We start from the raw sequence: 26,280 nt of genomic DNA, 5'->3' as shown, positions 1-26,280 counted from the left end.
ATCGGATATGTCGACTTCGCCGCGCCTTATTGTCATATTCCGCCCCCTGTGGTGGGTGAGATGTTACTCTGCGGAATTTCAGCAGGTTGCAGCGGTCCACCGGTTTCGGGACGCTGCAAATTGTCGGTTGCACCGACAAGCAGATCGTTCGGCCCGACCGCAGGCGACACCGGCAACATCGCCCCCATATAATCCCGCAACAATTCGTCGATACTGGGTTCCGAATCCGGATCGCGGGCCTTTTGCATTCCGCGCACATATTCATATCGGCGTGCCGTCAGAGTGTCGCCGTCGGCCCGGTTTCGCAAAATTGTCGGGCGAATGAAAACCATCAGGTTCGTTTTGCTTCGGCTTCGGCTGCGCGATTTGAACAATTCACCGATCAGCGGAATGTCGCTCAGCAAGGGGATGCGTTCAATCGTTCGCCGTTCATCATCGTTCAAAAGCCCCCCAATTGCGAGCAACTGCCCATCGCCTACAGTCAAGGTCGTTTCAAATTCGCGCTTGTTCAAGATCAGGTCGCTCGAGCGCGACGACACAGGTCCCGCAACGCTCGATACCTCCTGTTTGAGGAAGAGTTTGACGTCTCCTTGGGCGTTGACCTGAGGCGTCACTTCCAATTTGATACCTACTTCCTGACGTTGGACCGTCCGGAACGCATTTTCAAAATTGGCCGAGAGCTGTTCACCGGTGCTGACAGGAACTTCCTGACCGACCAGAAATTTCGCCTTCTGGTTGTTGAGGGTAACGATATGTGGCGTCGCCAGCAGGTTGGATTCTGTGTCAGCGGCAATCGCATTGATAATCGTGCCAAAAATTGCATCTTTGCCGATGTCGAGCGCAAAGCCCCCAAAGCCGCCTGTGGCATTCAATATAGAAGCTGCCGCAGCCTCCTGCAAACTGTCGCCCAGCGCACTGTTGGTCGATGTTGTCGTGGTATTGCCGTTGACGGTAGTTGTCGTGCGCGTCAATTCTTCCGCACCTATGGCTCCGGCTATCGTCAGGATATTGGGCGTTGCATTGGAATAGCTGGTCGCCGCAAAGGGCAGGTTCTTCCCACCCAGCAGAAACTGCACACCCAGATTTTTTGCAGCTTCATTACCTATTTCAACCACAATCGCTTCGACAAGCACCTGTTCGGGCCGACTGTCCAATTGGCGGATCAGTTCACCCAGCGTGCGCTGCATTTCAGGGTTGGCCGCAATTATCAGGGCATTTGTGCCTTCGTAACGCGTCACTACAATCGGCCCACGTCCGCCTATGCCATTCCCCCCTGCGCCATCGGAAATGGCCGCCACGGGCGACGATGCCGGTGCCGACGGCGCATTCCCATTTGATGATGCGTTGGCAATGGGCGGTAAATCCCCATTTGATGCCACTTTATTCTGGCCACCGATTAACGATTGAACGGTTTCCAGAAGCGTTTCGGCATTGGCGTGTTCCAGCCGATATACGCGGATTTCAGAGCCCGATTGCGCGCGCGCATCCAATTGTTTTGCCATGGCGGCAAAACGCGCAACCGACGTAGGGTCGCCGCGCAAGGCGATGGCGTTGGCACTGTCAATGGCGGCAACGGATACGGGTGATCGGCTACCTTCGCCGCCGCCCTGCCCGGCCAGCGCTTGTAAAGCAGTCGCGATTTCGCGTGCTCCTGCATTTTCGAGCGTCACGATTTGGGTTGCTGCAGAATCCCTGTCTATCTGTCGCACCAATTCGCGGATCCGGCGCAGATTGTCGGCATAGTCGGCAACCACCAGACTGTTCGCATTGCGATTAGCGGTGATCGAACCTTCGCGGCTGACCAAAGGACGCAATGTTTCCACAGCGGTGGTCGCATCTATCGAACGCAAGCGGAATACTTCCGTTACAAACTGGCTGGGGGCGGCAGATTTGCTACCGACGCGGCTCGGCTGGGTTGCTGCGCCTTCCGAAGGTTGCACCCGATAACCGCCACCGCGCATGGGTATTGCGACCAGACCATTGGCCCTCAATGTCGACAAAAATACCTCGAAATATTCGGACCGTGACAAGGGTCTGTCTGTAACCACAGAGACTTTACCGGTAACACGGCCATCGACAATAAATGTTTGCCCGGTAACGCGCGCAGCATCCTGAACAAATGCCCTGATATCGGCGTCACGTACATTAAGTGAATGCTGGGCAAATAGTGGCGTCGCAATAAGAAGCGCGGCGCAAGCAAGCCAGTGCGGAAATTTATAGATCACGGTTTTTCCAGATTTAATGCGATAGGTATTTTTGACCCTGCCCGCTCGACTTCAATGCTCAGTCGGGTGCCGGGTCGGAATTGCGAAGCAACGTCGGCGGCGGAAGAAACGGGGCGACCGTTGACGGCAACAACAACATCCCCGTCTTGAAAGCCGGCCAGCCGCATCATTGTGCCATCATCGCGCGGCTGCAATACCAGACCAGTAACGCGCCCGCCTTCATTTCGCGGGGCAAGGCCAATTGATTTTTGCAAGCTTTCCGCATTTAACTGCGCGCCGGTTGACGCAGGAAGCGGTGGCATTACGCCAGTAGCGGCGGCCGTGCCGGTTCCCACGGTTTCAGCAGGCACTGATTGATCTAGATACAGGGATTCTTTCACCCCGCCACGCGACAAAATAACATGATCGAACGCGACCGCATCCAGAACGACCCCAGCCGTCACTTCTTCACCTACCGCAAAGCTGTTTTGGACACCGTCCTCCCCCGCGATAATGGCAGAGCCGCCGCCCGAGTTTTCATTGGACCTGATGCCGTACAGGGTGAGGTTGAGCGAAGTCACATTTTGGGTGCCGCCCGCCACAGCCTCGCTACGGAAGAAAGGATCAAAGCCGGTAAACAGGGCACCGCGCGCCGACGACGATACTATGTTAACCGGCACCGCACGCCAATTGCCCAAGGGCCCCACATCGGCGACGAACAAAAAGACCAAGCGTACAATTTGCAAAGCGACCAAAATCGACAGTATCGCCAAAACCAGTTTTGCAAACGGAATTGGTGCGAGCCGGAATGATTGCAGTCTAAACTTGTCCGCTAGCAAAATTGCCACCCTTTTTCTTTGCGTGATTCTTGATCCGACACTGCGGGCGTAAGGCGATCCCGTGACTTATGCGTGACATTAAAATTACATTTTCATGACGCTTTGTGTCGGGCCAGAATTGGGGCGGTCACAAAATTACGGCAGCAAATCGGTCAAGATTCACTGCCGTAAGTGGGGGTTTGCTGTGGGTTAGAAATTGATTTCTACGCCAATCGACGCACTAATTCCTTGACGATAGCGGTTGTAAAATATCCGGTTTTCTCCGCTTTCCTGAAATTCCTGATATTTGGTGTTGGTCAGATTACGCGCTTCGAATTTCAGTTCGGCTTCTTTGCCACCGATAGTGAAGCCTTCACGCGCAACAAAGTCGAGCTGAAACCCCGGTTTTTCCTTGATATCCGGTTGCAGTGAAGCACCGCGACTTGTGACTCGTTCACTGGCGTAAGTCAGCAGGATTGTTTGTTGGGACAAACGCTCGGTATCTTCCAGGCCGAATTGCAAGTTCACCAAATGGTCAGATTGCCCCGTCAACGGAGAGCCATTTGTGAAGAAGTCGAGGGCGCTCGTTGAAGACGAGTTGAATACCGCAACAGCATCACCCGCCTTAACGCTGATTTTTGACTGGGTATAGGTGTAGTTGGCGATAACAACGGCACGTCGTGTCGCAAAAAAGCCTTTTTCTCCAAGCCCGGATAAATCAAAATATTTCTGCGTTTCGATTTCTGCACCGTACAAATCGGCCTTGGGCGCATTGGCGAAACTGGTAATGACCGAATTGTCGTCAAAACTGGAGAAGGATTCAATCGGTTTGTCGATCCGTTTAAAAAATCCAGCAACCGTGAATCGCTGATCCCGATCAAAATACCATTCATAACGGGCTTCGGCGTTATAAAGCTGACTGTCTGTCAGAAATGGATTGCCCCGGAAGAGTCGGTTTGAATCAGTGTCGAAATAATTCTGGAAAATTAGTTCACGAAACTGCGGACGCGCGATGGTTTTCGAACCGCTCAACCGGAACTTCATTTGATCCGTAATATCCCAGGTCAATGTCACGGCAGGCAACCAATAGCTCTCATTCAAGCTGGTCGCGGCCAAAGATGCTGATGGCGTGTTAAACACCTGCACCGGTAAAACGGTTTGCTTCGCAGTTTCATAACGCACGCCGAGATTTAAGCTGATTTCCGGGGTAATAAACGCCTGTATCTGTCCATAGCCCGCATTGTTCAGCAACCGAGCATCAAATACAGGATTCGCTTCATTGGTATCAATCAGTGCGATGTTGAAAAAATCTATGACGTCGGGTTGCAGCAGAAAATCCGGTCGGAACAGGGCAACTGCATTGGGAAAATCTGACGGGGCCGTAAACTGGAAATCGCGGCGTTCTGTCCGTCGGGTCGTATCAGAATAGGCGTAGCCAATGGTTGCCGTAATGTCTGGCGTAACTTTGACTGACAGATCAAGGCCGCCTGCCCATAGATCTTCGTTCAGGAAAGAATAGCTGACTTCAGCACTGCCTTGTTGACCATTGTTCAGACGATTGATGAAAAACTGCCCAAATGGGTCAGATGCCTGATTGCTGCGAATATATTCGAAACTAAATTCATCGGGTGCTTCACGCTGCGAATTTGCATAGGCAACACGGACGCTCAAATTCACATCCGGTGAAAGCTTGAATTCACCGACCAATTGCGAATCTATAAGCTGGCGTTCAAACCAAGCCGTATCCTGTTGCATCAAAGTTGCGGTGGGCGACGTCGTTTGCCGTGTTCCCACGCCCAGACGCGCTTGCTTCAACGTGTCGCGAATGAACAAATTGGTCCAACGGATCTTTTGATCACCGGCTTCGATACCAAAGCCCAGCAAGCCGTTTACGACAATCCGGTTATCGGTAATGACGCGCTGAAAATCGAGCTCTTTCTGACTCAAATCGAGGGTCGCAGCAGTTTGCTGCAACGTATCGCGGGTCCGCCATTTATTACTGTATCCGGCATTAAAAATAATACCCATTGTCGCATCATCACCAATGTCGAAATTGGTACCACCGGTAATATTTGCGGAACCGTTGGCGGGAAGATTACGATTGCGCTGTATCACCGCATTGCGTCCCGTAACCAACTGACCAGCAATTGCTTGCGTATCAACATTACCCGCACTGATCCGTTCGCCACTCGCCAAATAGGCAGCAAGCGCCGGCTTCAGATTGCGATTACCGTTGTCAAACCCGCTCCAATCCTGCGAACTGCCGAAATAGGTATAGCCGAGCTGATTTGTGGTTTCGCCATTGACACTAATGTCACCGCCAATGGTCAGGAATGTCTCGCGCGGAATGGCTTTTGTAGTGAGGTTGATAACACCTCCACCAAATTCGCCGGGAAAATTCGCCGAATAGGTCTTTTGCACCAGCGAGGAAGCAATCACGCTGGTCGGAAATAGATCGAGCGGGACAACGCGCTTTAGCGGCTCAGGGCTCGGTAAAGGCGAACCGTTAAGAAGCGCCAATGAGTAACGGTCGCCAAGACCGCGCACGTAGACAAAGCCATTGCCAACCACACTCAGACCAGTAACCCGGGCCAAAGCGCCCGCGATATCACCTTCGCCGGTACGTTCGATATCTGCACTGGAAAGTACCGAAACAACCTGCTGCGCGTTTTTGGAAATATTGCGATCGAGATACCCACGTACAACTATCTCTTCACCACCTGGGATGGAAACATCCACCTGCTCTTCTTCGGCGGCGGCATCGGTTGCCGGATCAGCGGCGGCGTCAACAGCTGGTTCAGCCGCCTCTTCCGTCATTTCGGTTGGTTCGGCTTGTGCAGTTTCGGCATCTTGAGCCAACGCCATTGAAGGCGTGACAAGCGCAGATGACAAAAGCAACAGGCTGATTGCCCCCAATGGCTTCAACATATTCTTTCCCTTACTCTTGGTCAAAAAAGGGTGGGGTGCGCGGCTACGCCTGCACCCCACCCAAATCAATTACGGCCTATCAAAAGGTCGGCAGGGAGGTGCAGAGACCTGACGTGCTTGTTCCCAGATTTGCGGTCGCGCTATTGCAAGTCCAACCGGCAAACCATGTATCATTGGCATCGCGTACAGCGCCCACATAAGTTGTGGCATCAAAGAATGCGTTCAATGTGTTGGCATTGAATGCAGTCACCGCAGTTTCATTGGCACCATTGATGAACAATGAAGACAATGTCGGGGTAAACGCACTGTTGTTATTATTGCTGCCCGAACCAAATACCGCAGCAACCTGAGCTTCGGTGACGCCATTTGATCCGACAAATGCAGGGTTACCGCACTGGGCGACAACAGAACGGATGAAGGGCGCGCCAGCTTCGTCAATCGCAGCATCAACAGTTGCTGAAATTGTCTGGGGACGGCTTATCCGCAAGCACGACGTGTTAGGGCTGACAATTACGCCATTCACCAAGCTATAGTCGGTACCACCGCGCAGCAATATCGCTGAAAGGTTACCCAGATTACTCCGCTGGATAAAGGTGAAGTTCGACAGGCGGGTGTTTTGACGGGGAAGATTGCCGTCAAGCGCATTGTCGGAATCTGCTTCAATCATCGAGTCGCCAGCACCCTGCCGTTGAACTGCCAATACATATTGGAAGTTCGCCTTTACGCCGGTGTCGGTATCAAGATTGTCGTCATCAGCCCCGACTGAAACAAAGAACTTCATGTTCACTGATCCGCCGAAGAATTCAGCGCCATCATCAGAGCTGTTGAACGACTGAATATGGTCAAGAACTGTTCCTGAACCAGTACCGCCTGTAGTAAGCGACTGAAGTTCCGAATTTCCGGACAGAACGAAGCCTGAAAACCGGATCTGCACAAAGCTCATGCGACCGCTATTATCCGCGCTGTTGGCACCACCGAACAACGCTGGGTCAACTGCGCCTTCAACCTGTCGTTCGCATGCAACGGTGCCTGGCGTCGCACCCGGTGCAGCACAATCGGTTATCGGCGCACGACCGCTGAGAACAACGCCGCCCCACTGGCCAATCGAATTGTCGCTGTTCAGGCCTAGAACGTTATCACGGCTTGTAAAAATGATCGGCAGAGCCGCAGTTCCTACAGCATTGATCCGGTTTCCACGGTTCACATTCAACCATGCCTGACCCACATTTGCAAAAATAATGACGCCTGGTTCAATATTTAGCGTAACGACATTATTCGTCGACGATGGGCCTTGGTCGGTCCCTACATCTACGCGTCCACCCAGGCTATACAGAACACCAGTGATCTTGGGCAACGTGCTGGTTGTATTCAACCGCGCAGGCAATGTGCAAACGCGATAAGTTCCCGTTGGACCAGTAATCGTGCCCGAGTCCGTCAATCCTTGCGGATCGGAAATAGTTGGGCAGCCACCTGCAGGCTGAACCGTTGCTGGCGGCGGAGGTGGAGGTGGAGGTGGCGGGGGAGGAGCCGGATTATTGATAGTGACGTTTCCGCCCGTACCCGGCGATGCGATGTCATCCGCGCCGCAACCGGCAACGAGGGCAGCAGCAGCAGTCGCATATATGATGCCACGCAATTTTGGATCTAACATTCTGATTCTCCGCAACAAATATAATCGCCTAATTTCAGGCACAAGCAACGGACCAGCGACGAATCAACGAAGGCCCCACCCGTTGTCCAAACCGCCCATAGAAGCGGCATGTGACAAAGCAGCGCTTATTAGATTTCAATGCGGAGTCATTTTTATGGCATATATGTGACATCAGCGGAATCGCTGGCTGACACGACCTAATTATCTGTAAAATAAAGAGGGCGGGTAATAATACCCGCCCAAATATCGACAGTGGCTGTGCTAGGGTCAGGACCCGTCAAAAGCACTTGCGAGGCGTCAAAATGGCAAAGATGTCGGACCAAAATGCGCGCCGTCAGGCAGCCATTCTGCCTGACGGCGCATTTCAGTGGCCCTTACCCTAAACGACGACCGTCGTCAGCGTGTCGCCACTTTTGTCTGAAGTCCGGAAAATGCCTGTCTGGCGGCTTCCCTGGAATTCATGATCCGGCCATCGGCCAAAACCAGTTCAACGTTTTCCCGGCTTTGCATGGCCATCATAAAAAGTTCGGCCGCTTCGGCGGTTCTTCCAGTCCGTGCATAGGCCTGGCCAAGGTTGATAAGCTTTGCAGGATCGCGCAGACTGACCCGGTCGCTGCTCAAAATTTGCGAAATTGCGCGCTGATTATCACCTTCCACCAGGGCATCATATCCAATGGACCCCTTTGGATAGCCAATCTCGCCTTGAGAACTGGGCGCCGCCTGTGCGACTCCGCACAGACCAACTGTCAGTAACATGCCGACAAATAATGATTTCATGGCAACTCTCCTTGCTCTGAAGGTTTTTATTACACTTTGATGACATATAATGCAATATTATAGTCATAAATATGTAACTTAAATGATATGCCAGTGTCATAAATTGGCCTGTCCGCTCATCCACCTGCCTTTTTTACGCAAAAAAGCCGGGCGTTACCCCGGCTTCGATGAGATGCTGATTTGTACTTATTCTGACTTCTGGGGCATGACGGGAAAGAACCCGCCTACCGACCTTGTGTCAGCCAGGCTGTTCAAGATAGGCGATAATGTCCGCGCGCTTTTGCGGGTCGCTCATTCCCGCATACATCATCTTTGTTTTTGGAATAACCCGTTGCGGCTTTTCCAGAAACTGGAACATTTTCTCTTTTGTCCAGACAAAGCCACTCGCCGCATTTGCCGATGAATAGTTAAATCCGTCAACGCTGCCCGCCTTGCGACCAATTACCCCGGCAAGCGATGGCCCGATTTTGTTGACGCCTGCATCGGTCACATGACATGCCTTGCATTGGGCAAATACAAGCTTGCCAGCCGCCGCGTCGCCTTTGAAGTCTGACAGTTTCGCGCCGTCCAGCGTGGACACATCTTCTGCCGCAGGCAGTTCTGACGCCGTGGCAACGGATTTGCTTTGATCAGAAGAAACCGGACCGGTTGCGCTATCGGATGTCTGTTGCGGACCAGCGGATTCCGAACCACCCCCCGAACAGCCGAAAAGAAATGCCGGTGCAATGACAGCCGCTGTAAACATCCGTATCCGGGCCATAATATTCCTATCCCACTTTGAATGAGGTGGCCTCTGACAGAATGAAACATTCCACCGATCGGCCAACAAGAGCAAGAAATGTACCTATGCGCTCCATTTGATTCCATCAAAATCGAACAAAATCCGAATTTTTCGACTTGCACGCGCAATCGCCCATGACCGCAATCTCCCTTTTCTCAGTTCTTGCGGTCAGCGCAAGGGGGATAGAAAAGTGATCAATGGCTCCATTGGCCTTTTCCCGCAAATCCGCCGATATCCAATGTTCGACCCCACCCTGTAATCTTACAATTGAAATCCGGTTTCTTGCTTCCCATCGCGAACTTGCGGACGCAGCATGCACAGATGGCGTCGGACCTGAAATAGAAGCTGACAAAATGTAGGTAGATTCCGACGGTATTACGGGCGTCCCGCTGCTCACATAATGCCCGTATGATCGCCTATTCCGGTGAGCAAAAAAGGCAGTAAATTTCATGGAAAACTGGATACGGGATTTGACGACGAGCGGAGGGCTTGCTGTGCATATCCGGCCCGCCCGGGCCGAAGATGAAGCTGCTTTGAGTGCCTTTTTCGAAAATGTTACACCTGTCGACATGCGCTTTCGCTTTCTTTCCGCGCTTAAAACGGTCAGCCACGAACGCCTCGTGTCGATGACCAGCGTCGACCATCGCCAGACCGAGAATTTCCTCGCATTTGTTCCGAACCGACCGGAGATCATTGCAACCGCAATGCTTGCCTGCTCGGACGATATGGCAAAAGGCGAGGTCGCCATGGTCATGCTGCCTGAATATAAAAATATGGGTCTGGCGTGGGAGCTTTTGGCGCACATCGTGCGCTTTGCCGAAGCCAAGGGCGTCAAGACAATTGAATCGATTGAAAGCCGCGATCATTATTCCGCCATTGATATGGAGCGCGAGATGGGGTTCACCGCAACCAGCTATCCGGGCGATGCATCGCTCATGCTGTTGCAAAGACAATTGGCGCCCGCCTGACCAAGCGATAGCCGACAAAAAAGCCTTTAAGGGATCAAAACCAAATTTCACAGGTTTGGCATATCGTCGGAACAGTTCGACGATATGAAAAGGAGATTTTCGATGGGTGAATTTGTTGACAAGGTGAAGGGTGCCACCAACGAGGCGATAGGCAAGGCCAAAGTTGCCGTAGGCAAGAACACCGAACATCCTGAAATGGTTGCCAAGGGCCTCGCACAAGAAGCCAAGGGCAAGGCACAAAGCAAGATCGGAACGATCAAAGGCAAGCTTGGCGACCGGCTTTAATTCCAGCCATTGCATCCTTTGCACAGGAGCTACCCTATGTTTACCCTCCCCAAACTTCCTTATGCAGAGGATGCGCTGGAACCGCATATTTCGGCAGAAACACTGGCGTTACATCATGGCAAGCATCACAAGGGTTATGTCGATACGCTCAACAAATTGCTTGACGGCGATGCGTTATCGGATTTGCCTCTTGAAGAGGTTATTCAACAGTCCCAGGGACTTGCTGCGCGCCAAACCATTTTCAACAACGCCGCTCAAAGCTGGAATCATGATTTCTTCTGGAAATCGATGAAACCGGATGGCGGCGGACCGCCGACCGGCGATATCAAGATGCTGATTGAACGTGAAATCGGTGACGACGCGGCGTTTCGGGCGGCGTTCAGCGCGGCGGCAGCCAAGCATTTCGGTTCCGGGTGGGTTTGGCTGGTCGTAACGGACGGCGCGGTTGGAATAGTTACAACCCATGATGCAGAACTCCCTCCGCGGAACGTGCGGACGCCGTTGTTATGCTGCGACCTTTGGGAGCATGCCTATTATCTCGACTATCAAAACCGGCGTGCCGATTTTGTCACGGTGTTTCTCGACCATCTGCTCAATTGGGACTTTGCCAATGCCAATCTTGCCGCCGCGGCATCGGCAATGAACGAAGAAACGCCGACGCGGGTGGAACCAAATGCGGCTCCGTTCGTTATTACGGTTTCATGAATCAGGAGAAGTAAAATGAATTTGATCATCATGCTCATCGTCGGCGGTATCCTCGGATGGCTGGCGTCCATGATTATGCGGACAGACGGCCAACAAGGAATTTTGTTGAATGTAGTGGTCGGCGTGGTCGGTGCCATTCTGGCCGGCTATCTGTTGACACCTTTGCTTGGAGGCGCGCCGATCACATCGGGTGCATTTGATATAAAGTCACTCGCCGTCTCGCTACTTGGTGCGGTTGTGCTGCTGGGAATCGTGAATCTGGTCCGGCGTGGTTCGGTTCGCTGAAAATCGGGCACAATTCCCGGTCAAACCGCAATCTTAGTGATCGAGCGTTCAATCAATAAACCCGGACGCGCCGTACAACCAAATTGAACCCTAAAAGGAGCTGACATGTTAACAGCGAAAACAGCCAAGGATAAGATGACGGCAATCAAAACTGCTGCTGTCGAGCAGATTAGCCACATTTCCACTAAAGAGAAAATTGCGAGCGCTGCGGTGATTGGTGTGGCAGTGGGCGCCGCCGCCACAGCCATCGGTTCCACGCTCCTGCATCGCAACAGTCCCGATCAAGCCACGAAAGTCGGCAAAACCCGGGCCAATGCGGCGCCTGCTAAGGATTGAAGAACGGATAGGTGAAACATTCGAGCGCATATCCGGATTTCAATGACGGCGCAGTTTGCTTGCAAACTGCGCCGTCAGTTGGTGTGCGGGTCATGTCAAATGTAAAGCCAGATTGCGGAATCCATGCCGTTTAACGCGATCGCGTCGACCATCCAGTCAGCAGTGGCACCGGTATTTCTGTTTGCCGGTATTGGCGGCATATTGAATGTCGTGGGAATGCGGCTCAGCAGATCCGTAGACAGGGTGCGGGCGATCGAAGACTTGCATTCGAAATCTGCTGGAGTCGAGCATCACAGATACGCCACTGAACTCTTGCTGCTTGAACGCCGCATAAAGCACAGCAATCACGCCACCACCCTCTGTGTTGCAAGCGCGCTTGCCGTATGTCTTGTAGTCGTATTTCTGTTTGTCAGCCAGATGATCGGCCTTAATCTTGGAAACACCATTGCGCTAATTTTTGTGCTTGCGATGTTGCTCCTCGCCGGCGGGCTGATCGAATTTCTCACCGAAATCCAGATCGCCATTGGTGGGCGGCGGCTGCATAAGGAACATATGCATCAGCCGGATGTTTAGTGGTCAACATCCACCAAAAGGACCAAATCAATGCGTAATTTTCTAACCCTATTGCCACTGATCGCATTGGTTTCCGGCTGTTCTGACAAAGAAAATCTGGAAGACAAAGGGCGTCAGGCGGATTCCGCGATTGCGAAGGCCCGTTCAGACGCGAATGCCCAACAGGACAAGATCGAAGCCAAGGCACGGATTGTCGAACACAAGGCGCAGGGCGTGCAACGCGAAGTGAAATCGGACCTGAAAAAGGTCGATAATGCCGTTGAAGCGGCGGACGCAGAGCTTAAAAAATAGCTAAGCGCCGGAGGTGAATTCAGTGTCTACCTGTTCGTGCAAAAGCGGATATGCGAGCTTGATGACTGTCCCGTTTCCCGGTGCCGAAATGACGCTGAGTACGCCGCCCAGCTGCTGGGCAAATGCCTCCATTAACTGCCCCCCCATCGACGCAGTCTTTTGCGTGGCATCAAATCCGCTGCCATCATCGGATACCGATAATGTTGCCTGTTCATCGACCACATCGAACTGGACGACTATCTTGCCGGTCTGGCCGGAAGGATAGCCGTGCCGATAGGCATTGGTTACCGCTTCGACAGCAAGTAAAGTGAGGGGAACTGCATTGTTGATGGGGACGGTTTGTGATGCCGCTTCGCATATTAAATGCACATTGCCCTGCCCCCGATGCAGTGCGCGCAACTGAACGCACAGGGCATTTAGCAGACTGGCGATGTTGACATTGCCATGATCGCTGTCGTGGCTTTCTTCATAGAGCAACCGGTGGATCTGCGCGAGCCCTCCTATACGGGCGCGAGTCTGGTTTAGCGCTTCTCGCGCGGCAGGGTCGCTGATCTTTCCTGCCTGAAGATTGAGCAGGCTGCTGACGATTTGCAGATTATTCTTCACCCGGTGATGTATGTCATGCGTCAACGCGGTCTTGGCATTAAGGGCCGCCTGCAGCTCAAGGTCGCGGGTCTCGATTGCGCGCGCCATGCTATGCAGATCGGCGCTCAGCAACCCAAGCTCGCGCGGCGCGCGCTCATATTTCTCGGCATTTCCGGCAAAATCGCCTTTTGCAAATTGCGAGGCAAGCGTGCGGAGCGACTCTAGCCATCGAAGGACAAGCCGCGTGGTGCCAAGCCAGATCGCCAGGCACGCGATCAGAAGGGCCGCAATCGGCAAAAGCAGGCTGATGCGAACTTGTTTAACCGCAGTCGCCATCAAATGCTCGGTGGGCTCGGCATAGACAACGAAAAGCTCGTGATCATAAAGCGGGGCAACCGCGTACATCCACGCAACACCGTCCAGCGCAGTTGCATCGGCCACTTTGGCGTCTCCGTAAGTGACGTTAAATTGGGGTAGATGTCTGTTCTCGCTTGTAAGGACAACAATTCCCTGTTTGTCGACGATGGCAACTGCGGCATCAGCACCCAGTTCCGAAGCATTCATTGATCGCTCCAGCCATGATGCGTCGATCGCGACGGTCACAGCGCCATCATTGGTGCCATCTTCAGCCCGGATGGGCTGCATGCCCACAAGGATACGCCGCTTTGAAATTTGTCCATATACTGGCGCGCTGACTGTGAAGCCTTGTGCCTTGATACCGCGCTGCCACCACGCTTCTTTGGCAAAAGATATTGTTGGATCAAACGGCAGAATCGAACATTGAACGCGACCCATTGCGTCAGAGCGCGCTAAATTGGGGAATGCAGCAAGGTTCCCAAGTGCCGCCTTCAGCGCGGCGCTGCATCCCGCTTTTCCGGACACCACCTGCGGATCCTTGCTCAATGTCAGCAGCACCTGTTTACTGATAACCAGAGGATCGCGCTCGCGGGCGGCCGTTGCCAATGCGCTGGTCACCAGTCTATTGCCAATGAGGGTGCGCGAATAGTTCAAGGTCGATAGCGCTTGTACGATGCTTAACGTACCGATCGGCAATAGTGCCGCGATAACGATCAGAACCAGACCATTACGCAAGGTGACCGGTCGCATCGAATGCATTCCTTTTCTCAACCCTGACTTGGTTCAGCTGGCGATTATCGCGCTCTTCGCCGTGGGTGGTTCCCGCAGGATGTCACTAAATATATGTGCGACCTCATGACCTTCGCCAAGCTTAGCCTTTTGCGGCGGGGAATCAAATAATGCGTTGTCGGCAGGACCATCAATCATGGCGGCCAGCGCGCTGCGCCCGCGTGCGAGGCGGCTTTTGACGGTACCCATGGCACATCCCATCACTTCAGCAGCCTCGTCATAAGATAGGCCATTTGCACCGATGAGCAACAATGTCTCCCTTTGCTCCGCTGGCAATTTTTGCAAAGCCTTGGCGACATCGTCGACATTGATGCCATTTTGCTGCGCGGGCGCGACCACGAGTATGCGTTCAGCAACCTCTGGATCAAGCGAAGTCGTCCGCGAATTTTTCCGGATTGTTGAATAAAACTGGTTACGCATGATCATAAACATCCACGCGCGGAAATTTGTACCTTGGGTATAGCTTGCGCGTGCGGCCCAGGCGCGCATCATCGTGTCTTGCGCCAGATCGTCGGCCATTTCCCTGTGCCCGCATAGCCCCCGCGAAAAGGCGCGAAGAGACGGCAGCAGCGCCACCAGCTGGTCGCGAAACACCTTGTCAGGATCAATGGCCTCCCCCGCGCGCGTCAATGCGATGCCTTTTTATCGGCTATCTTCATATCAATTTCATCGAGCAACTTCAGAAAGTCGGCAGGCAGCTCTTCATTTGCCACCGCATCATGCATTTGTTTCAGCGCGGCCGCGATTGGATCGGCTCCGCTATCCGAATCATGATTGCCGGGCTTGTTCGCTTTCACCATTGCTTGTTGCTCCGCCAGCATGGGTTTCGATTGTAGGCCGGTGGGTGTCGGCGATATTTGCATGTTTGTCACCGAATTCCTTGCCGTCATGGAAAAAACGGGTGGCGACTTGCCATCCATGCTAGCGTAAACTCGATACTCGGGGAAAAAGTTCCGTCCCGCGGAACAAAAACCGCTCCGGGCAGTTTTGGCTGTTTCGAATGAGGAATGCATATGTCACTTAAAGCAGCGGTTGCGCCTGAACTCCCTTTCTTGCGCCGCTATGCGCGTGCGCTGACAGGATCGCAAAAAATGGGCGACGCAGCTGTGCGTCAGGTGCTGGAAGGGCTTTTGCTCGCGCCCGAAGAATTGGATGCCCAAAAACCGGCACGGGTCGAACTATACCGCATATTTCACCAACTGTGGCGACACGATGCGTTGGTCGAACCAAGCGGTGGCGACGGACTTGTTGCGCGTTTGCCGGTCCAGGGTCGGCAAGCATTGCTTTTAACCGCTGTAGAAGGGTTCAGTATGCAGGAGGCGGCCGAAATTCTCGGAAGTGATGTTGAGTCGGTTTCCGCCAATTCCGCAATCGCCCGGCAGTCCATCACCGATAGCCTGCAATCCTCGGTCATGATCATTGAAGATGAAGCTATCATTGCATTGCACATCCGTTCGATTGTCGAAGCGCTTGGCCACAGTGTCACCGGCGTCGCACGCACCCGTTCGGAAGCCGTTGCGCTAGCAGCAAGAACCCAACCCGAGCTCGTACTCGCCGATATCAGCCTGGCCGATGGATCCAGCGGGATCGATGCGGTGAAAGACATATTGGGCGCGATGAATGTGCCGGTGATTTTCATCACTGCATTCCCGGAACGTCTGCTGACGGGTGAACGGCCCGAACCCACTTACCTTATTACCAAGCCGTTCGAACCTGAAACTGTAATCGCTACCATCGGCCAGGCTCTTCTGGTCCATCGTGAACGATTGGCGGCGGCGGCCCCCGCAATTTTGGCGATGGATGATATGACACCCAATCCGCGCAAACATTTTGACACTCCAGAGGCTTTGCTTGCCGATCCACAGCTTGCTGACGGCGACAAACAGGCACTTCTGACGGAGTGGGATTCGGAAATGGACAATCGGCTCAACGCAGAGTCAGAAGGCATGAGCGCATCCGATCCAATAAGTGCGAAGCGCGAAGCCCAATTGGCAGACGAAGCGCGCAAGGTTAAAAATGCTCTCACCCGGATATCCGGTCAGCCCGACTAACGCGCACGACCGGTCGACAATTTACTGTCCTATGGCCTAATTTCTGAATTTCTCCGGGAACATATCCGACCTCTGCCAGTTGTTTTTATCAGACACACCAGAGGATAAAAAATCATGGCAGACCACGAAACCGAGCACAAAGAAACAATGTCGCTGATTGCATCAGATATGGTCGAGGGAACCACCATATTTAACAAGGACGGTGAAAAAATGGGCAAAGTCCAGAATTTCATGGTCAACAAACGAACCGGCCAAGTCGAATATGCCGTGATGTCGTTCGGCGGATTTCTGGGCATGGGCGAAGATCATTATCCGCTGCCTTGGAAGAAGCTTAAATATGATGATACGCAAAATGGCTTTGTGGTCGATATCGACCAACCGACCCTTGACAAAGCGCCCAAGCATTCAAGCGGCAACGCCCCTGTCTTTGATGACTCATATGGCACGATGATCAACAGCTATTACGGCGTTACCTGGTAGGATTTTGAGCATGCTGGCGACCACCCCTCCTGCCAGCGCGTCCCGGCCATCCCCCCGGCCGGGACGCATTTTTTCGGCCCCCTATGCCGCCTTCGGCATTGTGGTCGAACAGCCCGTGCTTGAAACCTATCCGTCCGAGAATTTGATCCCAAAACCCTTGGTGCAATCGCAGTCAGGGCTGATGCCCAACATGCCGCATATTGCGCTTGTTGGCGGCTTTACACCCCGACGGTGCGGCATCGCGACCTTTACAGCGGATATCCGCACCTCGATCACCGCTGCCTTTCCCGAAGCTGTCATAGACATTTACGCCATGGCACCCCCTGCTAACGACCTTGTGTTTGATGCCCCTGTTCACAAAGTCATCATCGAAGATGACAGCGCAAGCTTCATCGCGGCAGCACTAGCAATAGAAACAAGCTGTGCCGACATTGTCTGGCTTCAGCATGAATTCGGCCTATTCGGTGGCCCTGCCGGCAACAAAATTTTCGAACTGACCGACCGGATTGCCGCACCTTTGATCGTGACATTGCACACAGTCATGCCAGATCCCGATCCCGATCAAATGCGTGTCATGCAAAAACTGGTCGCGCGGGCGACAAAACTGATCGTGATGACGGATCGCGCAGCCCTTTTGCTGCGTGACATCTTTGGCGCAAATGCCGATCAGATCGAAGTAATTCCTCATGGCGTTCCCGACCGGCCCTTTGGTCGGACCAACCACTTCAAAGCGAAATTCGGGTTCGAGGGTCGGCAACTGCTGATGACATTTGGCCTGCTTTCGCCGGGCAAAGGTATTGAAACGGTTATCTCTGCATTACCCGATATCCTCGCCGCGTATCCTGACCTGCTATATTGCATCGTCGGCGCAACGCATCCCAATTTATTGGCGCGCGAAGGCGAGGCTTATCGGGAACGACTTCAAGGCTTGGCCCGATCTCTGGGGGTTGAGGCACATATCCATTGGATTGATGCGTTTTTGGAAACCGAACAACTTCTCGACCTTATCGAAGCGGCTGACATTTACATAACGCCCTATCAGGGGGCCAATCAGGCGACATCGGGCACGCTCTCTTACGCGCTCGCGCTTGGCAAAGCAGTGATTTCGACGCCTTACGCCCATGCTCTCGAGCTGTTGGCTGACGACCATGGCATATTGGTTCCATTTAATGACAGTGCGGCCCTGGCGGGTGAAATTGAAGCACTTCTCGAAAACCCCGAACGCTTGCTTACCTTGCAGCGCCGAGGGTATGAACGCAGCCGTTCCATGATTTGGCCGGCATTTGCCATGCGCTGCCAAGACGTGATTTTGAATAGCCTCCATCCTGTCGCTGCGCCAGCTTTTCAATTAACTGCGCGCACCGCTATCGAAGGCTTGACGCGTTTGTGTGATGGCACAGGTATCATCCAGCATTCCATCTTGTGCGTGCCGGACAGGGCGCATGGCTATTGCGTCGATGACAATGCCCGGGCCTTGATGCTGACGAACCGGCTCGGCGCTCAGGCAGAGCCGGAACGATCCCGGTTGGCGGTTATTTTTGCCAGTTTTGTGCAGAGTTCCTGGAATTATGAAAGCGGCGAATTTCGCAATTTTATGGGCTTTGCCCGCAATTGGCTCGAAGCCGCAGGATCTGAAGACAGTTGTGGCCGGGCAATTTGGGCGTTGGGTGCAACCGCACATGAAGGATTGACCCCCTCACTGCGCCACTGGGCGCAAAAGCTGTTCGACGGGACAATCGATAGTGCGCGCCATTTTGGATCTCCACGTGCCACAGCATTTGCCATGCTTGGCGCCGATTATGTGCTGGCATCGCACCCCGATCACGATAGGGCACGCGCCATTTTATCGGACGGTGCCGACTTCCTTCTCGCGCGTCTCGCCTTGACACGTCGTTCTGATTGGCCATGGTTTGAAAGTGTGCTGGCCTATGACAATTGCCGGATGTCAGAAGCCATGATCCGCGCCGGACTTCGGCTTGAACGCCCTGATGTCACGCAGCACGGTCTTGAAACACTTCAGTGGATTTTGGAATTACAGATCAGTCCGTCTGGTCATTTCAGGCCGGTCGGGTCGGATAGTTTTGGTCATGAATATGCGCCACCCCTCCCCTTTGACCAGCAACCTGTCGAAGCATGGGCCGCGATTGATGGTGCCAGCGCTGCCTATGACGCGACCCGCGACGGGCACTGGCTGGGCCATGCGAGCCGCGCCTTTGACTGGTTTACCGGAGCAAATGATCGCAGCGTCGCTATCGGCGAAATGTTGACCGGTTCTTGCCGCGATGGAATCAATCCGCGCGGCGTAAATCTGAACGAAGGCGCAGAATCCGTGCTCTCGTTCCAATTGGCGCACTGCGCGCTCTCCGGTTTAATGGCCAAGGTCGCCACACATTAAAGGTGAAACACCATAGTTGACCTCGTCCACCATGAATTGCGGCTGCACGCAGACCCCAGCCGCGTTGTCGTGCGCCCATTTCACCTTGCCTGGCAGGCGTCGGGTCCGGACATTGAGCGTGTTCGCAATCTGGTCAACCACATCATTCGCCTCGATCTTCGCACCGTGCGGAGCGAAATGAGCATTGTCCTGCACGATTTTGCCGATCGGCATTGGCAGATCGAACGCGTCTTTGACGACCGTTACAAGCAGATTGAGACTGCACTGAAACTTGATGGAAGCAAGCTGCGACGACCTACCAAACGGTTGATCGGTGCCTATTTTTGCCATGAATACAGCTATGCTGCCGCCGCGTTGATGAATCCAAGCGTTGTTCGCCATCCCGACCAATCCGGGTTGCAACCCGGCAGCACACGCATATTGCTTTCGCTGCGCGCGGTGGGCGAAGGTCATATTTCAACCATAGCGTTCCGCGAAGGGATTATTTCGGCAGGACGCCAACTCAGCCTGTTGCATCAGCCTGCATTTGCAACCGCTGCCATGCTGGGCGAAACCACCGCCGACAGCGTTGCCGTTTACCGTCACCCGGAAAGCAGCCTGTCCGGCACCGTGATCTTTCCGGTGACCGAAGCGCAACGCAACGGTCTTGAGGATCTGCGTCTGGTCGAGTTCGCGTGCGACAATGGCAACCGCGAATGGATCGGCACCTATACCGCCTATAGCGGGCGCGACATTCGTTCGGAACTTCTACGCACCAGCGATTTCCATGATTTCACTTTAACCCCGATTAAGGGAGGAGCCGGCCGCAATAAGGGCATGGCGCTGTTCCCGCGTAAGATTGGCGGGCAATATATGATGATCGGCCGGCAGGATGGCATGAATCTCTATCTGCTGCGTTCGGACAGCCTCGATGAATGGGAAGGGGGCGAATTGCTGCTCCAACCCAAATTCCCCTGGGAATTGATTCAGATCGGTAACTGCGGTGCACCGATTGAACTGGATGAAGGCTGGCTGGTCCTAACCCACGGCGTCGGTGCGATGCGAAAATATGCGGTCGGCGCGGTGTTGCTTGACAAGAATGATCCAGCAAAGGTCCTCGGCCGAACCACGAGCCCCATATTGTCGGCGGCGGATGAAGACCGCGAAGGCTATGTTCCCAATGTCGTTTACACCTGCGGCGCGATCCGCACCGGAGATGATCTGTTCGTGCCTTATGGAGTAGCGGACAGCTCGGTCTGTTTCGCCTTTTTTGCGATACCGGACATTCTATCGCGAATGGCGTAATAAAAAAGGGGCGGCATGACGCCACCCCCCTTCTAATAGGTACGGTCTGGCCTAGAATTTCAGACGCCCGGTCAACGATAGTGCATGGAACTGTCTGTCCTTGGCAAATTGTGCATCATAATCGACAGCAATCGAAACAGGCCCGTTCCCTGCAATATTGATGGCAGCCCCGGCATTGAAATATTCTCCGCGCAATGGGGTTGTGGTGAAACTGAATGGCGTATTGATGGTGCCGTCGGTAAATGCCGCCGAAATCGTGCGGGCGTCGTCCAATTTGAACTCTTTGTTCCACCCACCGCGCAATTGGGGACGAACCACAACGCCGCCTGCATCAAACTTCGTACCAATTCGGCCGCCAAGATTTAGTCGCAGGCTTTCTGCGTCATTACGGCCAATGTCGAGGGCAGCAGGCGACCCGCTCTCGCTAAAGCCGTCAACTTTGACTTTGGCGTAACGGAGCGCGGCAAACGGTTCTATCTCGAAATTTCCCGCAGAAAAGCTGAAGCCAGTTGCCGCACCGGCCGCCCATACATGTCCTGACGTGCTGCCATTGGATACACCCGATAAGCCGTTGAAAGCATAGCCGCGACGCAAGGTCCAATCGAGATTGGTATAGCTGCCCCAGGCATCGATATACACGGGCCCGACGCCTATGGTGCCAAAACCGCCGGCAAACCAGTTGCTCAGTTTTGATGGCGCCGATGTCGCAGACTGTTCAAAATCGACATCGCTTTGCATCCAGCCGCCAAAGGCACCAAGCGTCGTTTTAGGCGTCAGCCGGAGGTTCAGGCCGCCCATGACCATGCGATTGTCATTTTTTACGCGCGGACGATCTGTTGCGGCATCATATTTGCCAAAACGTGCGCCGCCTATAACGAAGGCACTCAGGCGGCCAGCATCGTCAATTGTGACTTCGCTCCCATCCGGGCGTTCAGCGTTACCGCGTTGGTCACGAACATAGCGCAATATGTTGGTTTCCTGTGCTTCGACTGCGTTGAGCGATACCTCTGGAACCAGACTATATGCTTGCGGTGTCAATTGCGCCAAGGCGTCTGCCCGGATGACAGGGTCCGTAATTGTCAGGCTGTTCTGCAGCTCTATGGCTGTGATCGAAGGGGCACCAATAGGCGCCGCAAGAACGGTAGCGACGCCATTCTGATTTGGCGTGGCTCCCGGAATCGCTTGGGCGTGCGCCACGGTGGACGTGCCTGCCAAAAGCAGGACGACGAAAGATTTGTTGAACATGAAATTACTCCAGTGGGGCGAAACACGGCCATGCGATTGGCGCATACCGTGCAGAATGGAGAAAACCCGACTGGATTGATTAAGTTCCACACCGCAGGATCATTCGGAACAATAAAGCCCGCAACGGGTTTGTGCATTGGAAAACAGATAAAGGATGATCCTATGAATATGAGTCCCAAAAACGTCGCTATCGCGTTTGCAATCGTGCTTCCTTCCCTCATGGCGGGATGCGCCACTTTAGAGGAGGGGGTTGTCGAGGCTGTCGCCGAGACCCATCGCGCCTCGTTGAGCGGGCGCGAAGTCGTCACCTCTACCGGTGACCGGGACGGGTCCGCCCAAGCCGAGGTCAGCATTGCCAACACGCTCGACCAGATCTGTTACGACATAAACAAAATCAATAACATTGCGGACATTACTTCTGTGTCAATCAATCGCGGTTTGAGGGGCCAAACAGGACCGGCCGTCCTTACCTTCAGCCGCGCAAATGAAGGCGGATGGAAGAATTGTGTCAAGCGGTCCGAATGGCTCGAAGACTCGCTGGAATGGAAACCGGGCAATTATTATATCCAGATTTCAACCACAGAATTCCCACAGGGCGCAATCCGGGGTCAATTGACACGCTAATTAGTCAGGCGATCCGGCCATCGACAACATTGATCTGGCGGTCGCAGCATTTTGCGATCTCCGGATCATGTGTTGAAATCAGAAAACTTGTTCTATCCTCATGATTTATTTCTCTTAACAGCGCCATAACACGAGCGCTGTTTTCCCGGTCAAGACTTCCGGTGGGTTCATCGGCAAGCACCAGCTCGGGCTTGTTCATCAGCGCACGTGCGATTGCCACGCGCTGTTTCTGACCGCCAGAAAGCCGCATTGCAGCAAAATCGATACGGTCCGTAAGGTCTACCCGGCCAAGCAGCATCTTTGCACGGTCCCTGATCTCTGCCGATATTCCACCTGCGGGTGCAGCGGCCGGAAAGGCGACATTCTCCATGGCGGTGAAATCGGGTAGCAAATGGTGGAATTGAAATACGAACCCATAATGCGTGTTGCGGATTGCCGACAATTGCTTGTCGGTCAGGCCGGACATGGGTTTGTCCATAAACGATAATGCGCCATCGCTTGGCTGCATCAGCAAACCAAGAATGTTGAGCAAGGTCGATTTACCGGAACCTGATGGTCCAGACAATGCCACCATTTCGCCAGGTTCCAAAACCAGATTTACTCCTTTGAGGACGAGGGTGTCGATATCTCCGGTGCGAAAACTTTTGGTTATGCCTTCGGCTTTCAGCAACGTCATTGCTGTATCGCTTCGACAGGATCGAGCCGCGCAGCGGCCTGCGCGGGCAGGATTGCCGAAATCGCCGAACCGACAACTGTCAACACGATGACAAGCACATATCCGCCTTCCGCAGGCGCAATCGGCAATAGCGGCCCTCCATCTGGACCCGTTATGCCCTCACTGAGGAACAAGCATAAACGATAGCCCAATGCGGACCCAATGAGAGAGCCGGCCAAACCGATGATGACCCCCTGAAATACAAATACACTTGCAACAAAACCCCGCGAAATCCCGAAACTCCGCATAATTCCTATCTCACCCCGTCGCCGCACGCTGGTCAGCAGCAGCGCGCTTGCTATCGAGATCATGATGGCAATAAGCGCAAAAGCCTGAATGAAATTGCCGGTACGGCCTTGCGATTCAAGCGCGGTTTCCAGATTGCGGTTTTTCTCCTGCCATGCGGTGACCTTCAAGGGCAATTGGCGCTTTAACTGTTCGGCTATCAAGGGCGCCAGTGCGGGATCATCCAGCTTGATCGAAACCGACGTGACGCCGTTAGGTAGCGCGAGCAGAGGCCGGGCAACCGCTATCGAAAGATACGCAACCCGCCGATCGACATTGGAAAGGCCGATGCGGAATATACCTGTCACAGGAATAAGTCGTTCGATGCCTCGGTCCGACCGGAGGATGACTGGGACACCCGCACGAAGCCCCAAATCCTCCGCAAGTTCAGCGCCGATCAACAGACCGCCGGTTGAAAGGTCGGCGCTGCCATCAATAATCGACTTGCTTAAGGGGATGATGGCGTCGATCTGGCTGGGATCAATCCCCTGTAAAGCAATAGGTGCCACAGCCGTGCCGCGCACCAAAAAGCCGTTTCCGTTTACTTCGGGGACAACAGCTACGACGTGATCGAGTTGTTCCGCCTGATCGACCATCAGCTGCCAGTTACGGATCTGCTGCCGCTGAAAGGTTGAAATCGGTTGAGCCGCGAACCGGGCATCGGGACCCATCACTTCTGCAATTCTGCGTGGTGGTTCCATCTCGACATGTGCGATCTGGCCGGTGGTTTGCACGGTCAGGAAAAGCGCAAGACCACGAATAAGCGCGGTCATGAACACAAATACAATGACGCTCAAGGCAACGCCGCCAATCAACAAGCCGCTCTGCACACGGTTTGCCGTTAAATATCGAAAGGCGACCCGCAGCGCGAACAGCATCAGTTGGCCCTCATGCTCTTGGCAATCCGAGCCTCCACCTTGTCGCCTGACTTCACGCTGAGCGGATCGAGCACGATCAAAGACCGCGCTTTAACGCCGCTGGTGACGATGACATAGGCGCCGGGCCAATCGACGATATCCAAAGAGCGTAAAACAACTTTACCGGACTCAACGACGAAAACATTGTTTTGGCCCAGTTTCTTGATCATGGCCGACCGCGGCAGCGACAAGACGCGGTCCCGTTTTTTGACAATGATATTCACATCAACGGACCGGCCGGACCGCAGGCTGTCATCCCCCTGATTGGCGATAAACCGCATTAACCTGCCGCCGGTCGCGGGATCAATGCGTGGTGCGATCTCGCTAATCCTGCCCGCAAATTGCCGCCCGCTACCGGTTGGTGAAAGCATGATCGTTGCGTTGATCGGGACCCGGTCTGCATAGACTTCGTCAATCTCGGCTTCGATTTCCACCGGTCCTTCCGAGCCGATTTCGAACAAGATGCTGCTGACTGATACCACCTGCCCCGGGTCAACCGGCCGGACCAGGATCGTACCTGTCATCGGCGCATAAATGTTAAACTCTCGCGCCTTTGCGGTCGCCTGACCGGCATTTGCCCTTGCCGCATCGAGACTGGCGACGGCAACATCAGCGGCAGCATTGGCTTCATCAAGCATTGCCCGTGTAACCCAGCCCTTGGCCGCCAGGGCCTGGACACGGCGCTGTTTGGCCCTTGCCAGCTTTAACTGCGCTTCGAAATTTTTGATCTGCGCGGAGGAAACTGCGACGGCGGCGGCTTGTTGGTCCGATCGTATCTGCGCCAGCAGTTCTCCTTTTGCTACCACATCGCCCTCGTCATGGAGCAGTGCAATAATGGCCCCGGCATTTTCGGGCAGGATGCGGACGACATTGGCCGAGCGGACACGTCCCACAACAGCCAAAATCTGTTCAGCAGGCCCGACGGTCAGGCGTATTACATTAACCGGCTTGGGTGCCGTTGCCCGAATTGCGATAGCAACAGCGCCGAACACCAAAAGCAGCGCAATCAAGATCTGGATGGCGCGGGTTCGGCTTATCTTCACCCTTTCGATCCACCGTCAACTGTGATGCGTCAACGCACTGGCGATGGCATCGGCTAGGTCGGATTCGTTGAACGGCTTTTCGAGTATGATGGCATCGGGTCTAAGTTGTCTGACTTTCATCGCGTCACCGGTTGTGAAGAGGTGCGGTACGAACCCTGTCGTCAGGATCATATCAACCGCAGAGATACCATTGCCCGACGTCAGCCCTGCATCCACAATCAGCAGGTCGGGCAAATACTCCGCAGCTATTGCAACCGCTGCTCCCTCGGTTCCTACGACCGCTATCACGTTGTGACCCATTCCAGCCAGCACTTCAGACAGCAACATGCCGATAATGGGTTCGTCTTCGACAATGAGGATCGATATCTTACGCATTCAGTTTCCTTTAGACGGATCGACCTTCAACGGGGCAAAATGGGATTCAACGAAATAGAGTTGCTGATCGATACCCCGCGAGATTTCGGTAAAAAGATCGGCTGTGGTGGGATCTTCGATCTCCGCAGACTTTCCGATCGCCTCGATAATCGAGCCGCCAAATGCAGCCAGCGCGGCTGATACTGCGAACAGATGCTTTGATTCATCTGCGATGCCCAGCGGGTATGGGATCAGAAATGATTCCTTGATTGCTACCTGGATAGTTCCGTTTGCGCTACCTCCCAGTCCGGCGGCACGTTCTGCGAGCATGTCGGAGAAATTCTCTACTTCCACCGAAACCCGGTCAAAAAGCTCATGGATCGCGATAAAGCCGGGGCCACGCACATTCCAGTGCGCCTGTTTTACTTGGGCATGGAGATCAATTGCGGCGGCCAGATGCTTGTTTAGAAGCTCAACCGACTGAATCCGGATTTTTTCGGATAGGGTATTGTGGGTCTTTTGCATGGGGAAACTCCATTTAGAACTGCGCCAGT

Annotated in this window: 26 protein-coding genes and 1 pseudogene; 12 read left to right on the top strand and 15 right to left on the bottom strand. The window is 53.9% G+C overall.

Translation table 11 applies throughout. The annotated features are described in order from the left end of the window. Window positions 1-32 precede the first annotated feature (32 nt). The 6 genes from gspD to EUU23_RS00145 all read right to left on the bottom strand — a co-directional run bounded on the left by gspD (window position 33) and on the right by EUU23_RS00145 (window position 9,138). Window positions 33-2,225, bottom strand: a complete 2,193-nt coding sequence (gene gspD / locus EUU23_RS00170; protein ID WP_160352137.1) for a type II secretion system secretin GspD — start codon at window positions 2,223-2,225, stop codon at window positions 33-35. Further along, entirely contained in the window at window positions 2,222-3,052 is an 831-nt protein-coding gene (locus tag EUU23_RS00165; protein WP_160352136.1) for a type II secretion system protein N, read from the bottom strand. The genes gspD and EUU23_RS00165 overlap by 4 nt, the downstream gene beginning before the upstream one ends. Before the next feature lie 180 nt (window positions 3,053-3,232). Beyond that, the gene (locus tag EUU23_RS00160) at window positions 3,233-5,950 is read right to left on the bottom strand and encodes a TonB-dependent receptor domain-containing protein (RefSeq protein ID WP_160352135.1); all 2,718 of its coding nucleotides are present in this window, start codon (window positions 5,948-5,950) and stop codon (window positions 3,233-3,235) included. A 79-nt stretch (window positions 5,951-6,029) separates the two neighbouring features. After that, on the bottom strand, window positions 6,030-7,601 hold the full coding sequence (locus EUU23_RS00155) for a hypothetical protein (protein ID WP_160352134.1): 1,572 nt from the start codon (window positions 7,599-7,601) through the stop codon (window positions 6,030-6,032). Window positions 7,602-7,997: 396 nt separating this feature from the next. After that, complete coding sequence (locus EUU23_RS00150; protein ID WP_160352133.1) at window positions 7,998-8,378, bottom strand: hypothetical protein; 381 nt, start codon at window positions 8,376-8,378, stop codon at window positions 7,998-8,000. A gap of 238 nt (window positions 8,379-8,616) precedes the next feature. Continuing rightward, window positions 8,617-9,138: a c-type cytochrome gene (locus tag EUU23_RS00145; RefSeq protein WP_246155966.1), complete on the bottom strand. Its 522-nt coding sequence runs from the start codon at window positions 9,136-9,138 to the stop codon at window positions 8,617-8,619. Window positions 9,139-9,608: 470 nt separating this feature from the next. On the opposite strand from EUU23_RS00145, the gene EUU23_RS00140 reads away from it, so the two are divergent. From EUU23_RS00140 to EUU23_RS00110, 7 genes are all read left to right on the top strand, one after another. Continuing rightward, a complete protein-coding gene (locus EUU23_RS00140; protein ID WP_160352132.1) occupies window positions 9,609-10,127 on the top strand; it encodes a GNAT family N-acetyltransferase in 519 nt (172 codons plus the stop codon). Between the two features lie 102 nt (window positions 10,128-10,229). Next, window positions 10,230-10,412: a CsbD family protein gene (locus tag EUU23_RS00135; RefSeq protein WP_160352131.1), complete on the top strand. Its 183-nt coding sequence runs from the start codon at window positions 10,230-10,232 to the stop codon at window positions 10,410-10,412. A gap of 36 nt (window positions 10,413-10,448) precedes the next feature. After that, window positions 10,449-11,117 carry a superoxide dismutase gene (locus EUU23_RS00130; protein ID WP_160352130.1) on the top strand — a complete coding sequence of 223 codons (669 nt, stop codon included), beginning with the start codon at window positions 10,449-10,451 and terminating at the stop codon, window positions 11,115-11,117. A gap of 15 nt (window positions 11,118-11,132) precedes the next feature. After that, complete coding sequence (locus EUU23_RS00125) at window positions 11,133-11,402, top strand: GlsB/YeaQ/YmgE family stress response membrane protein (protein ID WP_160352129.1); 270 nt, start codon at window positions 11,133-11,135, stop codon at window positions 11,400-11,402. Window positions 11,403-11,507: 105 nt separating this feature from the next. Next, a complete protein-coding gene (locus EUU23_RS00120) occupies window positions 11,508-11,738 on the top strand; it encodes a hypothetical protein (protein ID WP_160352128.1) in 231 nt (76 codons plus the stop codon). Window positions 11,739-11,861: 123 nt separating this feature from the next. Then, window positions 11,862-12,311, top strand: coding sequence for a DUF2721 domain-containing protein (locus EUU23_RS00115; RefSeq protein WP_160352127.1), 450 nt, complete (start codon window positions 11,862-11,864; stop codon window positions 12,309-12,311). Window positions 12,312-12,341: 30 nt separating this feature from the next. After that, a complete protein-coding gene (locus EUU23_RS00110; protein WP_160352126.1) occupies window positions 12,342-12,602 on the top strand; it encodes a hypothetical protein in 261 nt (86 codons plus the stop codon). On the opposite strand, the gene EUU23_RS00105 is transcribed toward EUU23_RS00110, so the two are convergent. The 3 genes from EUU23_RS00105 to EUU23_RS00095 are packed head-to-tail and all read right to left on the bottom strand — an operon-like array spanning window position 12,603 to window position 15,196. Beyond that, window positions 12,603-14,294, bottom strand: coding sequence for a sensor histidine kinase (locus tag EUU23_RS00105; RefSeq protein WP_160352125.1), 1,692 nt, complete (start codon window positions 14,292-14,294; stop codon window positions 12,603-12,605). It abuts the gene before it with no gap. A gap of 33 nt (window positions 14,295-14,327) precedes the next feature. After that, on the bottom strand, window positions 14,328-14,963 hold the full coding sequence (locus EUU23_RS00100; protein WP_160352124.1) for a sigma-70 family RNA polymerase sigma factor: 636 nt from the start codon (window positions 14,961-14,963) through the stop codon (window positions 14,328-14,330). Further along, on the bottom strand, window positions 14,960-15,196 hold the full coding sequence (locus EUU23_RS00095; RefSeq protein WP_246156174.1) for a NepR family anti-sigma factor: 237 nt from the start codon (window positions 15,194-15,196) through the stop codon (window positions 14,960-14,962). The genes EUU23_RS00100 and EUU23_RS00095 overlap by 4 nt, the downstream gene beginning before the upstream one ends. A 150-nt stretch (window positions 15,197-15,346) precedes the next feature. Between EUU23_RS00095 and EUU23_RS00090 the strand changes: the two are divergent. The 4 genes and pseudogenes from EUU23_RS00090 to EUU23_RS00075 all read left to right on the top strand — a co-directional run. Continuing rightward, a pseudogene (locus EUU23_RS00090) lies at window positions 15,347-16,111 on the top strand (response regulator); the annotation flags it as partial. Window positions 16,112-16,498: 387 nt separating this feature from the next. Beyond that, window positions 16,499-16,864, top strand: coding sequence for a PRC-barrel domain-containing protein (locus EUU23_RS00085; protein WP_160352121.1), 366 nt, complete (start codon window positions 16,499-16,501; stop codon window positions 16,862-16,864). A 10-nt stretch (window positions 16,865-16,874) separates the two neighbouring features. Next, window positions 16,875-19,259, top strand: a complete 2,385-nt coding sequence (locus EUU23_RS00080) for a glycosyltransferase family 4 protein (RefSeq protein ID WP_246155965.1) — start codon at window positions 16,875-16,877, stop codon at window positions 19,257-19,259. Between the two features lie 36 nt (window positions 19,260-19,295). Next, window positions 19,296-20,543, top strand: a complete 1,248-nt coding sequence (locus EUU23_RS00075) for a glycoside hydrolase family 130 protein (RefSeq protein ID WP_484589691.1) — start codon at window positions 19,296-19,298, stop codon at window positions 20,541-20,543. A 51-nt stretch (window positions 20,544-20,594) separates the two neighbouring features. Here EUU23_RS00075 and EUU23_RS00070 read toward each other — a convergent pair whose 3' ends face one another. Then, window positions 20,595-21,788, bottom strand: a complete 1,194-nt coding sequence (locus tag EUU23_RS00070; RefSeq protein ID WP_160352120.1) for an autotransporter outer membrane beta-barrel domain-containing protein — start codon at window positions 21,786-21,788, stop codon at window positions 20,595-20,597. A 162-nt stretch (window positions 21,789-21,950) separates the two neighbouring features. Here EUU23_RS00070 and EUU23_RS00065 point away from each other — a divergent pair, with 162 nt between their 5' ends. Further along, window positions 21,951-22,412 (top strand): CHRD domain-containing protein, encoded by a 462-nt coding sequence (locus EUU23_RS00065; protein WP_160352119.1) that lies wholly within the window; start codon window positions 21,951-21,953, stop codon window positions 22,410-22,412. A gap of 4 nt (window positions 22,413-22,416) precedes the next feature. Here EUU23_RS00065 and EUU23_RS00060 read toward each other — a convergent pair whose 3' ends face one another. From EUU23_RS00060 to dps, 5 genes are read right to left on the bottom strand one after another with little or no spacing between them, the layout of a single operon-like run. Then, window positions 22,417-23,088 carry an ABC transporter ATP-binding protein gene (locus EUU23_RS00060; protein ID WP_160352118.1) on the bottom strand — a complete coding sequence of 224 codons (672 nt, stop codon included), beginning with the start codon at window positions 23,086-23,088 and terminating at the stop codon, window positions 22,417-22,419. Further along, window positions 23,085-24,290 (bottom strand): ABC transporter permease, encoded by a 1,206-nt coding sequence (locus EUU23_RS00055; protein WP_218939469.1) that lies wholly within the window; start codon window positions 24,288-24,290, stop codon window positions 23,085-23,087. The genes EUU23_RS00060 and EUU23_RS00055 overlap by 4 nt, the downstream gene beginning before the upstream one ends. Continuing rightward, on the bottom strand, window positions 24,290-25,372 hold the full coding sequence (locus tag EUU23_RS00050) for an efflux RND transporter periplasmic adaptor subunit (protein ID WP_160352117.1): 1,083 nt from the start codon (window positions 25,370-25,372) through the stop codon (window positions 24,290-24,292). The genes EUU23_RS00055 and EUU23_RS00050 overlap by 1 nt, the downstream gene beginning before the upstream one ends. Before the next feature lie 15 nt (window positions 25,373-25,387). After that, on the bottom strand, window positions 25,388-25,747 hold the full coding sequence (locus EUU23_RS00045) for a response regulator (RefSeq protein WP_160352116.1): 360 nt from the start codon (window positions 25,745-25,747) through the stop codon (window positions 25,388-25,390). Further along, window positions 25,748-26,251: a DNA starvation/stationary phase protection protein Dps gene (dps, locus tag EUU23_RS00040; protein WP_160352115.1), complete on the bottom strand. Its 504-nt coding sequence runs from the start codon at window positions 26,249-26,251 to the stop codon at window positions 25,748-25,750. Window positions 26,252-26,280: the final 29 nt, after the last annotated feature.

The sequence above is a fragment of the Sphingorhabdus profundilacus genome (genome assembly GCF_009769755.1).
GTDB classification, from domain to species: Bacteria; Pseudomonadota; Alphaproteobacteria; order Sphingomonadales; family Sphingomonadaceae; genus Sphingorhabdus_B; species Sphingorhabdus_B profundilacus.
The sequence above is the reverse complement of the archived record's forward strand: the minus strand, read 5'-3'. Positions and strand labels throughout refer to the sequence as shown.